The organism is Calditrichota bacterium, from assembly GCA_013112635.1.
Lineage (GTDB): Bacteria > Calditrichota > Calditrichia > Calditrichales > J004 > JABFGF01.
This window is the reverse complement of the sequence record JABFGF010000004.1, coordinates 1-17,451: the sequence shown is the minus strand read 5'-3', so window position 1 is coordinate 17,451 and position 17,451 is coordinate 1. Positions and strand designations below refer to the sequence as shown.

The 17,451-nt window shown below is 36.6% G+C and carries 15 protein-coding genes; 2 read left to right on the top strand and 13 right to left on the bottom strand.

Annotation, left to right across the window (positions count from 1 at the left end; all coding sequences use genetic code 11):
• Positions 1-69 precede the first annotated feature (69 nt).
• From metH to HND50_11675, 4 genes are all read right to left on the bottom strand, one after another.
• Positions 70-3,774: a methionine synthase gene (gene metH, locus HND50_11690; GenBank protein NOG45892.1), complete on the bottom strand. Its 3,705-nt coding sequence runs from the start codon at positions 3,772-3,774 to the stop codon at positions 70-72.
• Positions 3,752-4,312: a transposase gene (locus tag HND50_11685; protein NOG45891.1), complete on the bottom strand. Its 561-nt coding sequence runs from the start codon at positions 4,310-4,312 to the stop codon at positions 3,752-3,754. Before HND50_11685 ends, metH begins: the two co-directional genes overlap by 23 nt.
• Before the next feature lie 82 nt (positions 4,313-4,394).
• Positions 4,395-6,692 (bottom strand): TonB-dependent receptor, encoded by a 2,298-nt coding sequence (locus tag HND50_11680; GenBank protein ID NOG45890.1) that lies wholly within the window; start codon positions 6,690-6,692, stop codon positions 4,395-4,397.
• Between the two features lie 219 nt (positions 6,693-6,911).
• Positions 6,912-7,349, bottom strand: a complete 438-nt coding sequence (locus HND50_11675; protein NOG45889.1) for a hypothetical protein — start codon at positions 7,347-7,349, stop codon at positions 6,912-6,914.
• A gap of 208 nt (positions 7,350-7,557) precedes the next feature.
• On the opposite strand from HND50_11675, the gene HND50_11670 reads away from it, so the two are divergent.
• Complete coding sequence (locus tag HND50_11670) at positions 7,558-7,986, top strand: DoxX family protein (protein NOG45888.1); 429 nt, start codon at positions 7,558-7,560, stop codon at positions 7,984-7,986.
• An 18-nt stretch (positions 7,987-8,004) separates the two neighbouring features.
• Here the strand turns inward: HND50_11670 and HND50_11665 are convergent, their stop codons facing one another.
• From HND50_11665 to HND50_11625, 9 genes are all read right to left on the bottom strand, one after another.
• The gene (locus HND50_11665; protein ID NOG45887.1) at positions 8,005-8,787 is read right to left on the bottom strand and encodes an ABC transporter permease; all 783 of its coding nucleotides are present in this window, start codon (positions 8,785-8,787) and stop codon (positions 8,005-8,007) included.
• The gene (locus HND50_11660) at positions 8,780-9,487 is read right to left on the bottom strand and encodes an ABC transporter ATP-binding protein (GenBank protein NOG45886.1); all 708 of its coding nucleotides are present in this window, start codon (positions 9,485-9,487) and stop codon (positions 8,780-8,782) included. Before HND50_11660 ends, HND50_11665 begins: the two co-directional genes overlap by 8 nt.
• The gene (locus HND50_11655; GenBank protein ID NOG45885.1) at positions 9,480-10,727 is read right to left on the bottom strand and encodes a nitrous oxide reductase family maturation protein NosD; all 1,248 of its coding nucleotides are present in this window, start codon (positions 10,725-10,727) and stop codon (positions 9,480-9,482) included. Before HND50_11655 ends, HND50_11660 begins: the two co-directional genes overlap by 8 nt.
• 152 nt (positions 10,728-10,879) lie before the next feature.
• On the bottom strand, positions 10,880-11,311 hold the full coding sequence (locus tag HND50_11650) for a hypothetical protein (GenBank protein ID NOG45884.1): 432 nt from the start codon (positions 11,309-11,311) through the stop codon (positions 10,880-10,882).
• Positions 11,311-11,889, bottom strand: a complete 579-nt coding sequence (locus HND50_11645) for a hypothetical protein (GenBank protein NOG45883.1) — start codon at positions 11,887-11,889, stop codon at positions 11,311-11,313. The genes HND50_11650 and HND50_11645 overlap by 1 nt, the downstream gene beginning before the upstream one ends.
• A 114-nt stretch (positions 11,890-12,003) precedes the next feature.
• Positions 12,004-13,962, bottom strand: coding sequence for a Sec-dependent nitrous-oxide reductase (gene nosZ, locus HND50_11640; protein NOG45882.1), 1,959 nt, complete (start codon positions 13,960-13,962; stop codon positions 12,004-12,006).
• Between the two features lie 28 nt (positions 13,963-13,990).
• The gene (locus tag HND50_11635) at positions 13,991-14,545 is read right to left on the bottom strand and encodes a fasciclin domain-containing protein (protein ID NOG45881.1); all 555 of its coding nucleotides are present in this window, start codon (positions 14,543-14,545) and stop codon (positions 13,991-13,993) included.
• A gap of 198 nt (positions 14,546-14,743) precedes the next feature.
• The gene (locus tag HND50_11630) at positions 14,744-15,181 is read right to left on the bottom strand and encodes an Rrf2 family transcriptional regulator (protein ID NOG45880.1); all 438 of its coding nucleotides are present in this window, start codon (positions 15,179-15,181) and stop codon (positions 14,744-14,746) included.
• Positions 15,182-15,334: 153 nt separating this feature from the next.
• Positions 15,335-15,844 carry a c-type cytochrome gene (locus HND50_11625; protein NOG45879.1) on the bottom strand — a complete coding sequence of 170 codons (510 nt, stop codon included), beginning with the start codon at positions 15,842-15,844 and terminating at the stop codon, positions 15,335-15,337.
• Between the two features lie 320 nt (positions 15,845-16,164).
• On the opposite strand from HND50_11625, the gene HND50_11620 reads away from it, so the two are divergent.
• Positions 16,165-17,250, top strand: a complete 1,086-nt coding sequence (locus HND50_11620; protein ID NOG45878.1) for a hypothetical protein — start codon at positions 16,165-16,167, stop codon at positions 17,248-17,250.
• Positions 17,251-17,451 lie beyond the last annotated feature (201 nt).

Below are 17,451 nucleotides of genomic sequence, written 5' to 3'. Positions count from 1 at the left end.
CCAGATTAACTGGGCATGGATTTTAAGTTTTGTTTGTTCCCAATTTTTGCCATGTTCCGTTGGATCGAACTACAAGTTACTCCCAAGCCATTTTTCTGCTTCCAGCAAACTAATACCTTTACGATGGGCATAATCCTGTAATTGGTCTGGCCCAATTTTACCCAAACCAAAATACCGTGCCTCAGGATGTGCAAAGTACCAACCGGAAACAGAAGCGGCGGGAAGCATGGCAAAAGATTCAGTCAGGTTAATTCCGGCACTGTTTTCTACATCTAACAATTTAAACAAAGTTTCTTTTTCTGTATGATCAGGGCATGCAGGATAGCCCGGAGCAGGGCGGATGCCACGAAACTCTTCTTTTATTAAATCGGCATTGTCCAGCTTTTCATCTCTGGAGTAAGCCCAAATTTCAGTGCGGACTTTTTTGTGCATTAATTCTGCAAAAGCCTCTGCGAGTCTATCGGCAACGGCCTTGGCCATTATGCTTTTATAATCATCATGATCAGCTTCATATTTTTCAACCAGCTTATCCAGGCCAATTCCGGCAGTAACGGCGAATGCGCCCATATAGTCTTTAACTCCGCGCTCTTTTGGTGCAATAAAATCGGATAAGGCAAAATTAGCCCTTTCATTTCTACGCTGCATTTGCTGACGCAGAGTGTGCAGAGTTGCAAGCTGGCCATGTCTTTCATCATCAATAAAAAGTTCAATATCATCGCCGACACTATTGGCCGGGAACAATCCAATCACAGCATGTGCAGAAAGGCTTTTGTTGGTAATAATTTCTTGCAGCATTTTTTGCGCGTCATCATATACTTGCTTCGCCTGCTCATTTTCAAGAATATCGGGAAAACGGCCCTTAAGCTCCCAAACGGAAAAGAACGGCGCCCAATCGATATATTCTTTTATCTCGCCCAAAGGAAAATCTTTAAAAACTTTTATACCCAGATTGGCGGGTTTCATAATTTCCATATTTTGCCAGTCTGTTTTAAAACTATTTTTGCGCGCATCACGGATTGAAATAAGTGTAGTTGCTTTTTGCTTCGATTCGTAAGCCTGGCGAATTTCTTTATATTCATCCTGGGTCGCCTGCATAAATTCAATCTTGCTAAGCGGGTTTAGCAGTTTGTTCACCACATCAACCGCACGCGATGCATCCAATACGTGCGAGATGGGACCTTTATATTGTGGCTCAATTTTTACAGCCGTATGCTTTTTAGATGTTGTTGCACCGCCAATCAAAAGCGGCACATCAAAATTCTGTCGTTGCATTTCTTTGGCCACATGCACCATCTCATCCAGCGAAGGTGTTATCAGGCCGGATAAACCAATCATGTCCACATTTTCCGAGCGGGCAGTCTCAAGAATTTTATCTGCAGGGACCATCACGCCCATGTCAACTATTTCGTAATTATTGCAACCCAAGACAACGCCCACAATATTCTTCCCGATGTCATGCACGTCCCCTTTTACTGTTGCCAGCAATATTTTCCCCGCAGAACTGGAGGCATTCTCGGCCTTTTCTGCTTCAAGATAGGGCAGCAGGTAGGCCACGGCTTTTTTCATTACCCGCGCACTTTTTACCACCTGTGGCAGAAACATTTTGCCTGCTCCAAACAGATCGCCAACCACATTCATGCCGTCCATCAATGGTTGTTCAATTACTTTTATGGGAGACTTATATTTTTGACGTGCTTCTTCTACATCTTCATCAATAAATTCGACGATGCCTTTTACAAGCGAATGGGCCAATCTTTTCTCAACAGGATCATCACGCCAGGCTGCATTTTCAATTTTCTGTGGTCCTTTTTGTTTAACGGTTTCAGCAAAGGAGACCAGGTTTTCAGTTGCTTCAGGATTGCGGTTAAATAACACGTCTTCAACCAGTTTCAATAATTCGGGATCAATCTCTTCATAAACATCAATTTGCCCGGCGTTAACAATTCCCATATCCATACCGGCCTGAATGGCGTGATAGAGGAAAGCGGAATGCATGGCTTCTCGCACCGTGTTGTTGCCACGAAATGAAAAGGAAAGGTTGCTCACACCGCCACTGATTCGCGCATGGGGCAAGTTCTGTTTTATCCAGCGGGTTGCCTCAATAAAATGAATGGCATATTCGTTATGTTCCTCAATTCCTGTGGCCACGGCAAAAATATTGGGATCGAAAATAATATCTTCCGGCGGGAAGTTGAGCCTTTCAACCAATAATTTATAGGCACGTTCACAAATCTCAATTTTGCGTTCATAAGTATCAGCCTGACCCTGTTCATCAAAAGCCATCACAATTACAGCCGCACCGTACAAAAGCGCTAATTTGGCTTGCTTTAAAAATGTTTCCTCGCCTTCTTTCATACTTATCGAATTGACGATGGCTTTGCCCTGGATATTTTTTAAACCGGCTTCTATCACGCTCCATTTTGATGAATCAATCATCAAAGGCACTTTAACAATTTCAGGTTCAGTGGCAATAAGTTTTAAAAAATGGATCATTGCTTTTTCTGAATCGAGCATGCCTTCATCCATGTTTATATCCAGGATTTGGGCGCCGTTTTCAACCTGTTTGCGGGCAACGCTTAAAGCTGTTTCATAATCATCATTTAATATAAGTTTGGCAAAACGAGCTGATCCGGTCACATTGCAGCGCTCACCAATGTTGATAAAGTTGGAATCAGCGCGAATGGTCAAAGGCTCTAATCCGCTATATTGTGTTTGCGTTTTTATTTGTGGAATTTTACGCGGTGTGTGGTCTTGCATGCTTTCTGCAAACCTGCGGATATGCTCCGGACTTGTTCCACAGCAACCTCCAACAATATTTATAAACCCGGATTGAGCATATTCTTCCAGAACATTATTCATTTCATCGGGTGTTTCATCATATCCGCCAAACTCGTTTGGTAGTCCGGCATTCGGGTAAAGCGTTACAAAACAGGGGGCAAGATCTGATATTTCTTCAATAAATGCGCGCATCTGTTTTGGCCCCAGCGAACAATTTAAACCAATACTGAATAAATTGGCGTGTTTAACTGAAACCAAAAATGCTTCCAGTGTTTGACCAGAAAGAGTCCTACCGCTCATATCGATGATGGTTACAGAAAGCATAATCGGGATTCTTTTACCGCATTCATCAAAATATTTTTCTATGGCAAACAACGCTGCCTTGCCGTTCAATGTATCAAATATGGTTTCAACAAGAAGCGTATCCGCACCGCCATCCACCAAGCCGCGTACCTGATGATAATACCCATCGACAACTTCTTCCCAGCTGACTGCCCGTTGAGAAGGATCGTTAACATCGGGAGATAAAGAAAGTGCTGCATTCATAGGCCCGATTGATCCAGCAACAAATCTTGGCTTGTCGGGATTTTGATTTGTCTTTTCATCAGCAGCTTTTTTTGCCACCCTGGCAGATTCCAGGTTCATTTCATAAACCAGGTCAACCATATCATAATCACGCATGGAGACACCATTGGCATTAAAAGTGTTAGTCTCGATGATATCTGCACCTGCATTGAGATATTCAAGATGGATTTCTTCAATCACTTTTGGTTGAGTGATTGAAAGCAGGTCATTATTTCCTTGCTGATCCTTATGATGGTCTTTAAATCGTTCACCACGGAATTTCGCTTCGTCCAATTTATAGGCCTGGATCATTGTGCCCATCGCGCCGTCAAGTACAAGGATTCGTTTTTGAAGCTGATTGTTGAGTGACCTTGAAGGTTTGTTGGCAACCTTCAAGGTCGCCTGGTTTTCATTTGAATTTCGAGTAATCATATTTTTCTTCACTGCTTTCTATAAAATCTCTAAATTCCTCTTTAGAAGAAAAGTTAGACATTATTTCATTATTATCAATCAGGTTTCCTTTTCTTATTCCAAAATAGTCTTTTGCCGAAGAAAATTCCCAATTATGAGCACAAGGTACTAATTTTGATTTTACAGGATTTAATAAAATATATTTTGTTAACCAAATAAAGTATTCTTGCTGATCAATAAGTTTACTTGATGTCCTTCCCTGAAAAAGCACACCGCTACGTTTATATTTTTTATTTATCGACTTAGTATATGAGTTTATTAAGTCTGATATGAATTTGCCAATAGGAAACTCATCTGAAAGTTGCTGTACAAAAAGATGAAAATGATTGGGCATCAGGCAATAACACAAAATTGAAATTTCGTATTTTTGTTTAAAAACCCTAATTCTTCTAAGAAAAAAAAGATAATCATTTCGATCAAAGAATACAGGGAGTTTGTTTGCACCGCGGTTATATAAATGATGAAAAGTATTTTTGTAGAAATATCTGTCTTTTTCCATCAGGAGAAACTATAAGAAGTTTGGATATGCTGCAAAAGAAAAGTGACCTTGAAGGTTGAGGAACCTTCAAGGTCTTCAAATATTAAATATCTGCGCGTAATCTTAAAATTACATTACGTCCGGGTTCATAAAGGTAAAAACTATTTGGCATATTTTTATATTTTCTGCTAAGGTGTTCATAATAGTTTTTATCAAAAATATTATTTACTGAAAGCGAGAAATGAAAATATGTAAATAAATCAATCCCGGCCTGGAAATTAAAAACAGAGAATCCCGGTGTTTTTGTTTCGGAAAATGTATCAGCGACACGATCCTGTTCACGAACAAATCTGCTGGAAAATTCACCATAATATTTATGTTCACTGTTTGTATATCTTAAATCAAGTGATCCTTCCATTGGCGCTACTTCAGGTAATGGTTCATCAAAATCCTCATTTTGTGCAATCGTGTATGCAAATCCGCTAGAGAAGGAAAATCCTTTACCAATTTCGCGGCTTATTTTTGCTTCAAATCCATATTGATGAGCATTTTCAATATTTTGAAAAATTTTGGTTCCTGCTGGTGGCATACAAGGCAAATACAATTTCGCCATTGTAGGATCTAAAACTGCGGTTATATAATTATTGAACTTGGAATAATAGACATTACTTTTAATATTAAATCCAATCCATTTGGAAATAAGGCCAAGTTCAATCTGGTCATTTGTTTCCGGTTTTAAATTAGGGTTTCCAAAATATTCAAACGCATCCATCCCGATTGGCATATGGTTTATATATCTTTCAGAAATATCGGGAGACCTGGTTCCACGGCCGAGAGACAAGTTTAAACTTAAATTTTTGCTTGCTTTATAATGAGCCGAGACGGTTGCACTAAAATTGGTTTCATCATAACTGGAAATGTCTCCATAAGCTTCTGTGAATTGAGGCGAAGGATCATTGATTTCTGAATTTATAAAATCGACCCGGCCGCCAATGTTGAATGACAGCCTTTCATTATAAGCATAATCCAATTCAGAAAAAATACCGGCATCAGATAGGTTTGTATTTTGCCAAACGTAATCGGTTACAAATTTTGGTTCTGAAAACACCATACCGTTGCAGAGATTTTTATAAATCTCTTTTGTACGGTTGCCTTCGCGGCCCATCTTATAATAATCAAATCCTGCAAATAAAATCCCATTGTTTACAACATTTAAAGCTGTTTCAAAGCGACCGCCAAAACTTTCTGTGGTTGCATCGGTTTCGGCATGGACAGCGCTATAATTCATGCGTGCTTCATTTGTCATAATATGCCGGACATCGGTTTTATAAACCTTTGCAGTAATTGAGGAAATCAGCTTATTAATATTCCTGCCCGAGTAATCAAAAGCCAGGATATCAGTATCATCAACGGACGCATCCATTGGCAAGGAAGGATAATTTACATCACGTGCAAAAGACTGTCTCCAGGAAACTTGCAATCTATGATTTTTTGCCGGCAAATAACCAATCTTGGCTGTGTAATCATTTACTCTAAAGCCGGATGGAACTTCGTTGCCGGAACCTGTTTTATAGTTTTGGTAATTCTTTGTTCCACCGCTTATATAAAAATCATATCCATTATCACCACCTTTTAAAGCCAATCTGGCGACAGCACCATTTCCATTGGTTTCATAACCGGTTTCAGCGCTTGTCTTCAAAGTCCATTGCTCAAAAACGTTCGGTTTTTTCATTACCAGGTTAACAATTCCACCCATTGTTTGACCAAAACGAACTGAAAACGGGCCTTTAAAGATTTCAATTTTTTCTACATCTTCTGACTGAACGTGAGATGTTGGAGGATCCATTCTGTTTGGGCAACCACCCCAGCAACGGACACCACCATCATATTGAATATTCAATTGGTCATTTTTAAAATTCCTGATAACCGGATCCATTGCAAAACCACCTTTTTTAATGGCATTGGCCCCGGTAACATTTTTAAAATACTCGCCAATATCTTTTGGTGTTTTTTGAGTAAGAGCTTCGCTATAAACATCTATCTGTGATGATTGTCCGGCATTATCTGCTGTAACAATTATTTCTTCAATAACAATAGGCTCATATTTCATTAAAATGTTTAATTCGATAGTTTCACCACTTTTGACTTCCACAGTTTTTTTAACTGTTTGGAAACCAAGAAAACTCACCATAATTACTTGTTTGCCCAATGGAATGTTTTCTAATGTAAAATTACCATTAGCATCGCTGATGGCTCCCAAGTTTAATTCTTCAATTGTAATTTGGGCATCACTCAATGTTGATTTGTCGTGTGCTTTTAGAATAATACCCTTTATTGTTCCAAATTCCTGAGCAAAACTTAGCGTAATCATACTCATTATCAGAATAAAAATTTTATACATAAAATTATCTTCCTTCCCGAATTTATTGGATTGCCAGAAGAATAATAAATCAAATTCCAAGATTTAGTAAAAGCATAAATGGAGACAATGCTACTTTGCTTAGAAATTGATTTTACTAATCTGGTAAATTGAATAAAATGAAGCCAGAATACCCATTGGTGAAACATTTGAATGTCCATTGGGAAAAGTACGGCTACAGTTTAATTAAATGATTTTGGATTAAGATAATTTATGTGGAGGCGGGTGATCAATTGAAGAAGAAAAATCCTGGCTATATTTGTTACTAAAACAGTCATATTTTTTATTTTTAGGATACAGGTAATAACCTGTTTTTGTTGTTACAACAAATTTTAAGGCAATAAAGTTGGAATGTATTGTGGGCAATTCGTTGCAACTTCCTTTAAAAACAATTTGTGGTAGATCAGAGCCGGCTTGGTGAGATGTTTCTTCAACGGAACAACAGCAACATTCTCTTGCAAATTCTTTGCTACAACTACATGTACATGGTTTATCGTTATTTCTAACAATACATTGAGGTGCTTCTGTAATGGCCTTTTCTGCAAGGATAAGATTTATTGAATTGAAAATACCGGAAACAATTACAAGCAAATAAAGCGCAATAAAAACAATAAATATTTCTTTGATAGCTTGAATCATAAAAGAGAAAATTATAATAATTGTTGGTCAAAGCCCTTAATATATAAAAAAAGACAAAGAACCCCTAAATAAAAATGGATATTTTAAATATTTTCCCTCACCTCTATATCCTTGACTAATATGTGATTGCTAAATATATTCGCGTGTACTCAATCAAACCATTTCTAAAACCATATTCACACAATTATCAGGCTAAAAGGGGGGAATTTTGAAAATTATTGATAATACAGTTCAAAAGCTGGAATCGAATCAAAATTTAGCTTATTCATATATCCGTATATTTTTAGGAACGGCCTTACTTATTCGAGGATTAATTCTTTTTTCCAATCCGGCGGCACTTATTGAACTTGCAGGCTCAGATCAGGAATATTGGTATTTTTCATATATAACAATTTCCCATTTAATTGGCGGATTATGTCTGGCAATTGGTTTGCTAACCCGTTTCGCGGCTTTAATCCAAATTCCGGTTTTAGCAGGCGCTGTTTTTGTTGTACATTTAGAGCAAGGTTTAATGTCGGCAGGGCAATCTTTGGAATTAGCTGTTTTGGTTCTTGTGTTATTGGGAGTTTATTTTCTTTTTGGTTCAGGATTAATGGCAGTAGATAAATTAATTGAAGATAAAAAACGGGCTGTTTAAAAAGATATCCTGGTTTTCTTAAAAATCTTTCTTTTTTGCTTTTCTGATCATCAGCCAACCTGGGATTAAAACCCACAGACTTAAAATGGTTGTCGAGAGAATCATACCAAGGCTTGTCCCAAAAAACTTCTGGAAAACAGCTCCTGTGTACCCGAGTAAGGCTGATATATCTAACTTAAGGAGTATTAAAATCCGTGATAAATCAATTGGATTAAATAAAGTCATTCCGAGTGCAAATTTATCAAGAGGATAGTCATCAAAAATTATCATTGAAAGAAGAAATATGCCATCATAGATAACTGCAAGGAAAAGCCACATTAAAATCGCGAAGCCAAAACCTTTAATTTTATCATTAAAGGATAGGCCGATTAGAAATGAGAGCGCCACAAAAATAAAAGTCAGAAACCCGCCAATCAGCAACAGAGTTGCAAAATCCCAAATAGCTGAAGAGAGAAAAACGCCATAAATAACAAATGGAATCCCCAGACCAATAATTAGGCTTAGAGCAAGTGAAAGACTTAAGCCCAGGTACTGTCCAAGGAAAATTGTTGTTCGTTTTAGAGGTTGTGCCAAAAGTAGTTCGGTAAATTCCTTCGAACTGTAGTAATACATAACACCAAAAATGGTCCCTATTAACGGGGTTAAAACGATAATAATATTAAGAAGGGTTATAACGGCCTTGCTAACTTCTTCGTTTAAGAAAAAAAGAATAAAGCCCAAAACAAGGTAAAACAGGAAATAGATATAACTCCATCGGCTGCGCATTAAATCAAAAAAACTGTACTTCAAAATTTTAATCATTGTTCTCTTTCAGGATTGTAGCAATAGCGTGTTCTAAGTTTTTTTGACCTGTCTGCTCTTTTAAGGAGGCAACAGTTCCGTTAAAATAGATTGTTCCATCTAATAAGAAAATTACCTGGTCAGATATTTCTTCAACCAGGTTCATAATATGGGTTGTTATTAGAATGGTTTTACCTTTTTGCTTTTCTTCACTTAATAGTTTTTTTAAATGGATCAATGCAACAGGATCCAGCCCTGTAGTTGGCTCATCCAAAATAATTAAGGGGGAATCAAACATAAAAGTTAAGACTATATTTACTTTTTGGCGTGTTCCGCCGGACAATGTTCCAAGCTTTTTGTCTAAAAAAGTTTCCAGTCCAAACTGTTCAATCAGCTCTTTGTCCTTGGTTGTTTGCCCACGTAAATTCTTAATCATCCCAATAAGTTCTAAAACCTTAAGATTTTGAGGGAAATTGGCTATTTGCGGCATATAGGAAATTTGATTCCTGTAAAGCCATTTGTTTTTTACCGGGTCTCCATTTAATAAGATTTCACCTTTTTGAGAAATCACCATTCCCAAAATTGTTTTTATCAGAGTAGTTTTTCCGGAACCATTTGGGCCTAAAACAGCAACAATACCTTGTTGGTCAATTGTCAGGTTTATGCCTTTTAATACTACAACAGGACCGTAACTTTTAAATAAATTCTTTACATCAATCATTATTTATAACTGGTTTCATAAGAGGGTTAAAGTCTTTTAAATTATCCGGAGTAAAAATGGGAGATACTTTTTCTGAAAAATTTATTATATCTACAAACAAGCTGCGCAGCAAAATGATTGTCTCCGGAGTGTTGTTTACAACATAAGAAAAAAGTTTTACAGGCCGGTAGGGCACATCTCCGATATTATCCTTGTTTAAATCATATCCGGTGTATTCACTCCAAAAATTTCTGTCAAAAATATTGCCATTCATGTTGCCTTTGTAAGAAATATCGAGGGCATTGTGTAAAAAATTATTTTGCAGGATTTTATTCCCATAGCATGCGCCTAAAAATCGGATAGCCCAACCGTTATTATTAAAACTATTGTTTTCAAATACAATCCGGTTGGCCCCATCGGCATTTACTCCTATTGTATTTTGGTCAAATTGATTGTGTGTTATTACTGCATCATTTATTTCTTTCAGCAATAATCCATACGATGCAGAACCCCAATTTAAGCGAAAAGTATTATACTTCATGTAAATGTTTTTTGAAAACATTACGGCAACACCAGCGCCGTTTTTTTCAAAAAGATTTTTTTCATATCTGTCATCATTGGAAAACATGAAATGTAAACCATAGCGAATATTATTTCTACTAACATTATCACGAACGATGCTGTGTTTTACAAACTCAAAGTAAATTCCATCTCTCATGTTTTCGATGGAATTATTAAGAATTTGGATTTTTGAAGAATGCCAGAGATGAATTCCATTTCCAGAGTTATGCTCTGAAACAGCATTTCCTCTGATAATATTGTTTTTTATAACTCCGTTAGATGATTTTTCGATATGAAATCCAAAAAATGGATTATCTAATTTAATATCTTCAAAATGAAAATATTTTACCTTGTATGTACGGATTGCTGCAAAATCTGTAGTATAACTTCTGCCAATATTTTTAAGTGAAAGACCTTTGATTGTAACACTGTCACTGGTGATATTAATTATATAACTTTTTTCCTGACCATCGATTACAGGATAATTTATCCCAAGAATAGTGAGCGGTTTTTCAATTTGAATATCCGATTCAAAATATGTGCCTGGTTCAATAATAAGTGTGTCACCGCTTTGGGCCAATTGAACAGCCTCTTTTATTGTAGGGTATTCACATGATGCACAAACGGTTAGTTCATTTGCAGAAAGACCGGCATAACAGAAAAGTGAGAAGATTAAGAAATATTTTTTTACAATTTTCATTCAATTTAATTCAGTGTTTCGTCTGGAAAACAACAGAAGATATTAATGTCTTTCTAAAAAAAATGAAGTACATCTATAATGGTTGTACTTCATTAATAATTGTCATTCGTAGCTTTTCAGAATGATATTTTATTTGCTTTAATAAGCAAATGTCAAAATTGGTTTTTTAATTCATCCCAGGAATATAATGTGCCTTCTTTTTCCTGTTGCAAGGTGGATGCATTTTCCTTTTTGCTAAACCCGGAGAGATTTGCTCCCATCGGACTAGGAACATTTGCACTTACAAGATATGTTGCTTTTTGAGCATCAGTAAATTTACCTGGCTCAGAATAGTCAGTAATTAAATATAAGGCGATGCTGTTATGATCTTTCTTTTTTATGTCACGCATCATGCACTCAATGGCATCATATTTAAATACTTTGCCTTTATTTGTAACAACTTGAGCAGCATGCTGGTTGTCCACAATATTCATCTGGCAAAACGAACAGGCATCTTTTCCATAATCAATCGTTCCTGGTTCAATCCCGCAAGAAACTAGTGAAACAAAACCAAAAAATAGTAAAATTAATTTCAAACGATGCATTAGTTCTCCTTTTCTTCTTCTTTGCCTGCAACAAAGAACGCTCCTAAACTCAAAAACATTCCGGCAAAAAGCATGTATCCGCCGCTCATTGGATATGAATGAGCTTTAAAGTTAAGAATAGTTTTTGAACCAATAAGTGGTGGTTGATATGCTTGTCCCGGGAATTGGATTGCTGCTTTTGGATCCAGGTTATGTCCGTATTTATATTCCCATAAATAAAAATCATACATTCCAATGGAACCAAGTATTGCCATGGCTACAAACCAGGCAAGAAATAGTTTTCTTTTCCCAATAAAACCTATTATCACACCAAGAAGAGCCATAACAATTACAACAATTGGAAATAATTCAAATTCTTTCATTTTTTCGGGTAATTTTTCCATGCCAACATAGTGGTTCATAATGTTTATATTTTGGATATCACCTTCATGGGCACCCTGCATTTTAGTAATATAAATATCAATTCCAAGAGAGTCCGGATATTGCGGTGCATCCAGGGTTATATTCCATAAAGGCAACACAAAAAGAGTTAATAATAAAAGAGAACCGATAATCATTAATATTTTTGACTTTTTCATTTCTTTAAATCCAATACTGCAATTCGTTTTGGGTAAAATAATAGCCCCGAAAGTTCGGGGCTATTAATATTATTTGTAAACTTAGAGTTATTTATTCCGTTTTAGATACATTTTTTATTCACCGTCTAAAGACCAGCTCAGTTTAATTTTAGAGTTCTTTGGAGAAACACGAACATACCCTTGCATTTCCTGGTGAAGTGCAGAGCAGAAATCTGTACAGTAGAAAGGCCAAACCCCAACTTGCTTAGGTTCCCAGACAAAAGTTTCTGTCTGACCAGGCATGATTAATAATTCAGATGTATTTGCACCAATCATACTTATACCATGAGGTACATCATAATCCTGCTCAAGATTTGTTACATGAAAATAAACACGGTCACCAACTTTTATCCCTTCAATATTATCAGGTGCAAAGTGACTGCGGATCATTGTCATATATACATGGACGTCTTTTCCTTTACGTTCAACTCTTGTTTCATCCTGGCTTTTAGTTGCATATGGATGATTGTTATCAGCAAGTCTGTAGAATTTTTTTGAACGCGGTTTAATTAAATCCGCAGCAATACCGGCAGCATAATGTGGTTCACCAACTGTTGGAAAATCAAGCAATAATTCCATTTTTTCGCCACTAATATCATAAAGCTGTGCAGATTGAGTTACTTCAGGACCTGTTGGCAAATAGCGGTCTTTTGTAATTTTATTCATTGCAACTACATATTTACCAAATGGCTTGCGGGAGTTTCCACCAGGAATCATTAAGTGGCCAACTGAGTAATAAGTTGGTTTTCTGTCAATAACTTCCCATGTACCAAGTTTCCATTTAACCACTTCTGATGAGATGAAAAATGTTGTATAAGCATTTCCTTTACCATCAAATTCAGTGTGTAATGGGCCAAGACCAGGTTGTTCTACAGTTCCGGCCAATGTAGCATCAAAACTTAAAACTGGAATACCATAAGCTTCACCTTCGAAGTTTTTATCAGCGATAGCTTTTTCCATTTTTGTGAATGAGTGTACTGTTAAAGCAGCTGCAAGTTTTCCACTACCAACAATGTATTCTCCAGATGGGTCAACATCGCAACCATGTGGTGATTTAGGTGTAGGCATAAAATAGACCAACCCTGGGAGTTCTGCTGGGTCAAGCACTCTTACTTCTTTTTTCCATGTGGTTGTCGCACTGTGGGTAGCTTCATCATAAACATTATGGGCATAATTTGCAGGCATTGTTTTAAATTTTCCAGCCTTCATATATTCTTCAGCTTTTTTCCAATTAATGGCAGCGATAAAATCTTTGTCATTTTGTGAAGCATTTACTTCCATTAATGTGCTTGCTTCTTCTGTATTATATGTTGTGAAGAAAAACCAACCGTGTGATTTACCACGACCCGGATGTGAAAGGTCATAATCGAAACCTGGCATTAATATCTGAAACTCAATGTTCATATGCCCATGTTCCGGATCAACCTTAATGAAAGATAAGGCGCCTTTGAAATTTCCTTTATATTCTGCAATAGGCATATCTCTCTGTGGAACAGGTACACTAAAGCGTGTTCCTGCAACAACATACTCTGTATTCTCAGTAACAAATGATGAGCTATGGTTACCAGCACTGTTTGGAATTTCTATAATTTCGTCAGTTTCAAATGTTTCCAGGCTAATACGCGCAATACGTGGTGTATTGTTTTCGTTTATAAAAACCCATCTTCCATCAAGCTCACCGTTTGTCTGCGAAATATCAGGATGGTGTGAATCTCCCCATGGAATAAAGCCATGAGATGTTTGAAGCATTGGTTTTGTTTCTTCATTAAATCCCCAGGCTTTTTCAGCATCTACAGAAAAAACAGGGATAACCTTAAATAGTCTTCCAGATGGCAAACCATATACAGCAAGTTGTCCGCTAAAACCACCGGAAATAAATGCATAAAACTCATCATGTTCACCCGGTGCAACAAAAACTTTTTCAGCAGTGCTATTTTTTAATGCACCGCCATTCGATCCTTGCTGGCAACTAAAAATAGCCAGTGAAAGACCTATCAATAAAAATATTGAGATTGATTTAAATGATAAATTCATAATTCTACCTTTTTTTTGATTTGTTTAGTTATTTCTCTGCCGGAACTAATACTTTGTCTATCAAGTGCACAACGCCGTTTGAAGCATCAACTGTCGCAAGAATTTTTGCCCCGCCTATAAAGATATCTTCACCTTCTCTTTTAATTTCGATATACTCTCCGGTCGCCATATAAAGTTTTCGTCCATCTTTAAGAAGGCGTCCTTTGTATGTGCTTGGTGAGGCATGATTTGTTAAAATGAAAGCAAGCTTTTTCTTGTTTTCGGGCTTTAATAATGTCGCCACTGTTCCCTCAGGCAATGCATCGAAAGCAGAATTGACCGGTGCAAATACTGTTAGTGGGCCAGCGTTTACTAAAACATGCTCTATCTGAGCAGCCTGGACCGCTGCAACAAGTGTTGAAAGGTCTTCGGTTGCAATAGCCAACTGTAAAATGTTTTTTGCAGATTCTTCATCCACAACAGAAGCTTGTCCTAATGGAGTATTTTTTTCAAAATCTTCCCCACCCCCGGCATTCGATTCCGTTTGTTTACATGAACTTAAAATGAGTGCAAATGAAAATAAAACTATAAAAATAGTTTTCATTATAATTTCTCCTCTAATAAAATTGGTAACGTTGATAGTAATAGTTGGTTAATAAAAATGCCTATCCTATACTAAGTGTGAACACCCAATAATATTTTTTGGGTTTATAATAGCAAAACATAACTGAACCTCCGTTTGTTATATCTAATTTAATGATAAGTGATAAAAAAATCTTTAAAAAATACATTTATCTCAGAATTAATAAACATCGAATAACCTTATTGAACCGTCTTGAACTTGTTTGGCCAAATCTTGCAGGGATTCCCTCTTTAGTTCAGCCCTAAGTTCTTCTTTTGTTACACGCCAAATTCTATGAAGTGAACATGGATTGTCATCAGAGCAGCCGGGATGGCCAAGTACACATTCATCAAAGATTTCCGCACCGTCAATTGCAAAAACAATGTCAAAAACCGTTAATTTTGCAGCCGGCAATTTTAATGTTACACCGCCATTTGGGCCTTTAATGGATTTTATAAGCCCGGCTTTTGAAAGTATCTGCAATATTTTTGTAAGGAAATGAAATGAGATATTTAGTGTTTCAGCGATCTCTTTTATTGGAACAAAGGGGCGTTCTTCATAAACGGCCAGGTAGATTGCAGCCCTTACTCCATAAATACATGCTTTTGATAATAACATAAATAGGTAAACCGGAATGATATATAAGACCTTATTGTCTTAATATACGGTTAATAATGCCAAATATAAACAAAAAAACAACTTTTTTATACAAAAAAAAGGCTATGGAAATATCCATAGCCTTTAACTAAAAACACTATTCAAACAAAAAATTTATTTTTTAGCATTTTTAAAAACCGGATCAGCAACGATATTTTTTTCATGGCCTTCTTTAGCAATAGAACGAAGGTATTCAAGAACCTCTTTTGCCTGGTCCAATGTAAGGTTCATATTGGTCATAGGTGCCAAATATTCAGCCAGTAATTCTTTTCCTGTTGGATGTTTTTTTGTCATTTCATCAGGGTTCATAATCATATTTAAAATATACTCAGGTGTACGGCGGTCTACAGTATAGCGTTGTGCCGGGCCAACAAGACGCTTGTCTAATTTATGGCAAGGGGCACAAAGTGAGTTGTATGTTTTCTCTCCTGCAGCAACTTTTACCGGATCAATTTCACCCAATACGATTTTTTCTTTAACCGGGCCAATTCCATTTTCCATTTCGAAATCGGTTAAGCCATTTGGATTAGCGGGTTTTGCTGCTTCTTCTGCTTTCTTTTCGCCGCCACAGGCCACAAAAAATAAAAGTGATAAAACACTTAGTAAACTAATAACTAACTTCATTGTTTCTCCTCATTGTTTGGTTTGATAATAATCTCGCCAATTTAAGATAAAAATATTAGTGTAAAAACTTTTTTATTTCAAAAAATTGCAAATTAGAAATGTGACCGTAAAACCATAATTCTTTTACACCTTGATATTTGTCGTATTGGGGCGACTATATATTGAGTCACTTCTGTTGCACAAAACCGACAATTGAAAAGCTTAAAAATTTAATCAAAGTATAAATTCTATAAAAACAATACGTTAAACTGAAGGTTGCTTTGTGGCATCCTTTTTGAACCCATATTATTTGAAATCATTTATTAACTCAGGAGGTCTAAATGAAGTATATAATTCAAGCTACATGTTTACTCTTCATTTCTTTTTCTTTTGCATTTTCGCAAGAAGAAGGAAGCCTGGAAGAAACATTACAAAACCTTTCTGCCGATGCAGCCGGAAGTTATTTAAATCCAATTGGTTCAGGATTCGGGGCAGATTTAAATGCCGGTTGGTTTCATAAAGCCCCGCAAGATGAAAAATTTGGGTTTGATTTGGAGGTTGGATTTGTTTTCATGGGTTCTCAGTTCCCTAGCGATGCGACGCATTTTTCAACCCAGGGTAATTTTAAATTTTCATCAGCCGAAGCAGAACAAATTTTAAGTTCAGATCCTAATTGGGCAAGTTTACCTGGCAGTCTACAGGACGAGTTTAAACAAATATTAGCATCTCAGGCTTTTGAAGTAAGAATGGAAGGTGCAACGATAATTGGGCCGGAAGAAGACAAGATTACAATTACTTTTCCCGGGCAAACCATTACTGAGCCAAATAGCCAACAACAAATTATTGTTGAAGATCAGGTTGTAGAATTGCCCGGTGGTGGGTTTAAAGATTTAGCAAATCTGGAGCTTTTGCCAATGGCCACGCCTCAATTAAGTATTGGTACGATTTACGGTACACAGGCTACTTTCCGTTATTTACCGGATGTTCCTCTGAATGACGATTTAGGTAATTTTAAATATTTTGGATTTGGCCTTCAGCATAATCCTGCAGCTTGGTTGCCTGTTCCTTTGCCATTGGATGTTTCTGCTGGATTTTTTACACAACAATTGAAAATAGGAAAACTTTTTAAAACAAATACAACTGCTTTTGGACTAAATGCCAGTAAACAGTTTGGCTTTGAGGCACTTAATGTTACACCTTATGCCGGATTTATGCTGGAAAGCTCTACCATGGAAGTTACGTATGATTTTATAGTAAATTCTCCTTCCGGACCTTTGACCCAGGAAGTAAATTTTGAAATTGAAGGAAAAAATACCAGCCGATTAACTTTAGGATTAAGTATTCGCTTTCTTATTATTAATCTTAATGCAGATTACAATATTGGTAAATACAACAATGTAAGTGTTGGAATCAATTTTGCTATTTAACGAAATAAACAGGTCCCATTCGGCAAAAGGATGGGACCTTATCATCTCCAAAAATGCCGCGTAAATCCTCCATTCCAGTTGACTCATAATAAAAGGTAACTTTGTAAGATAAATTTAGTTGTTGTAGTATAACGTTTTTAGTACTTCCTTTTTTTGCTTCTTTTTTGTTAATAAGTTGTGGATTTATGTGCATAACTCTTT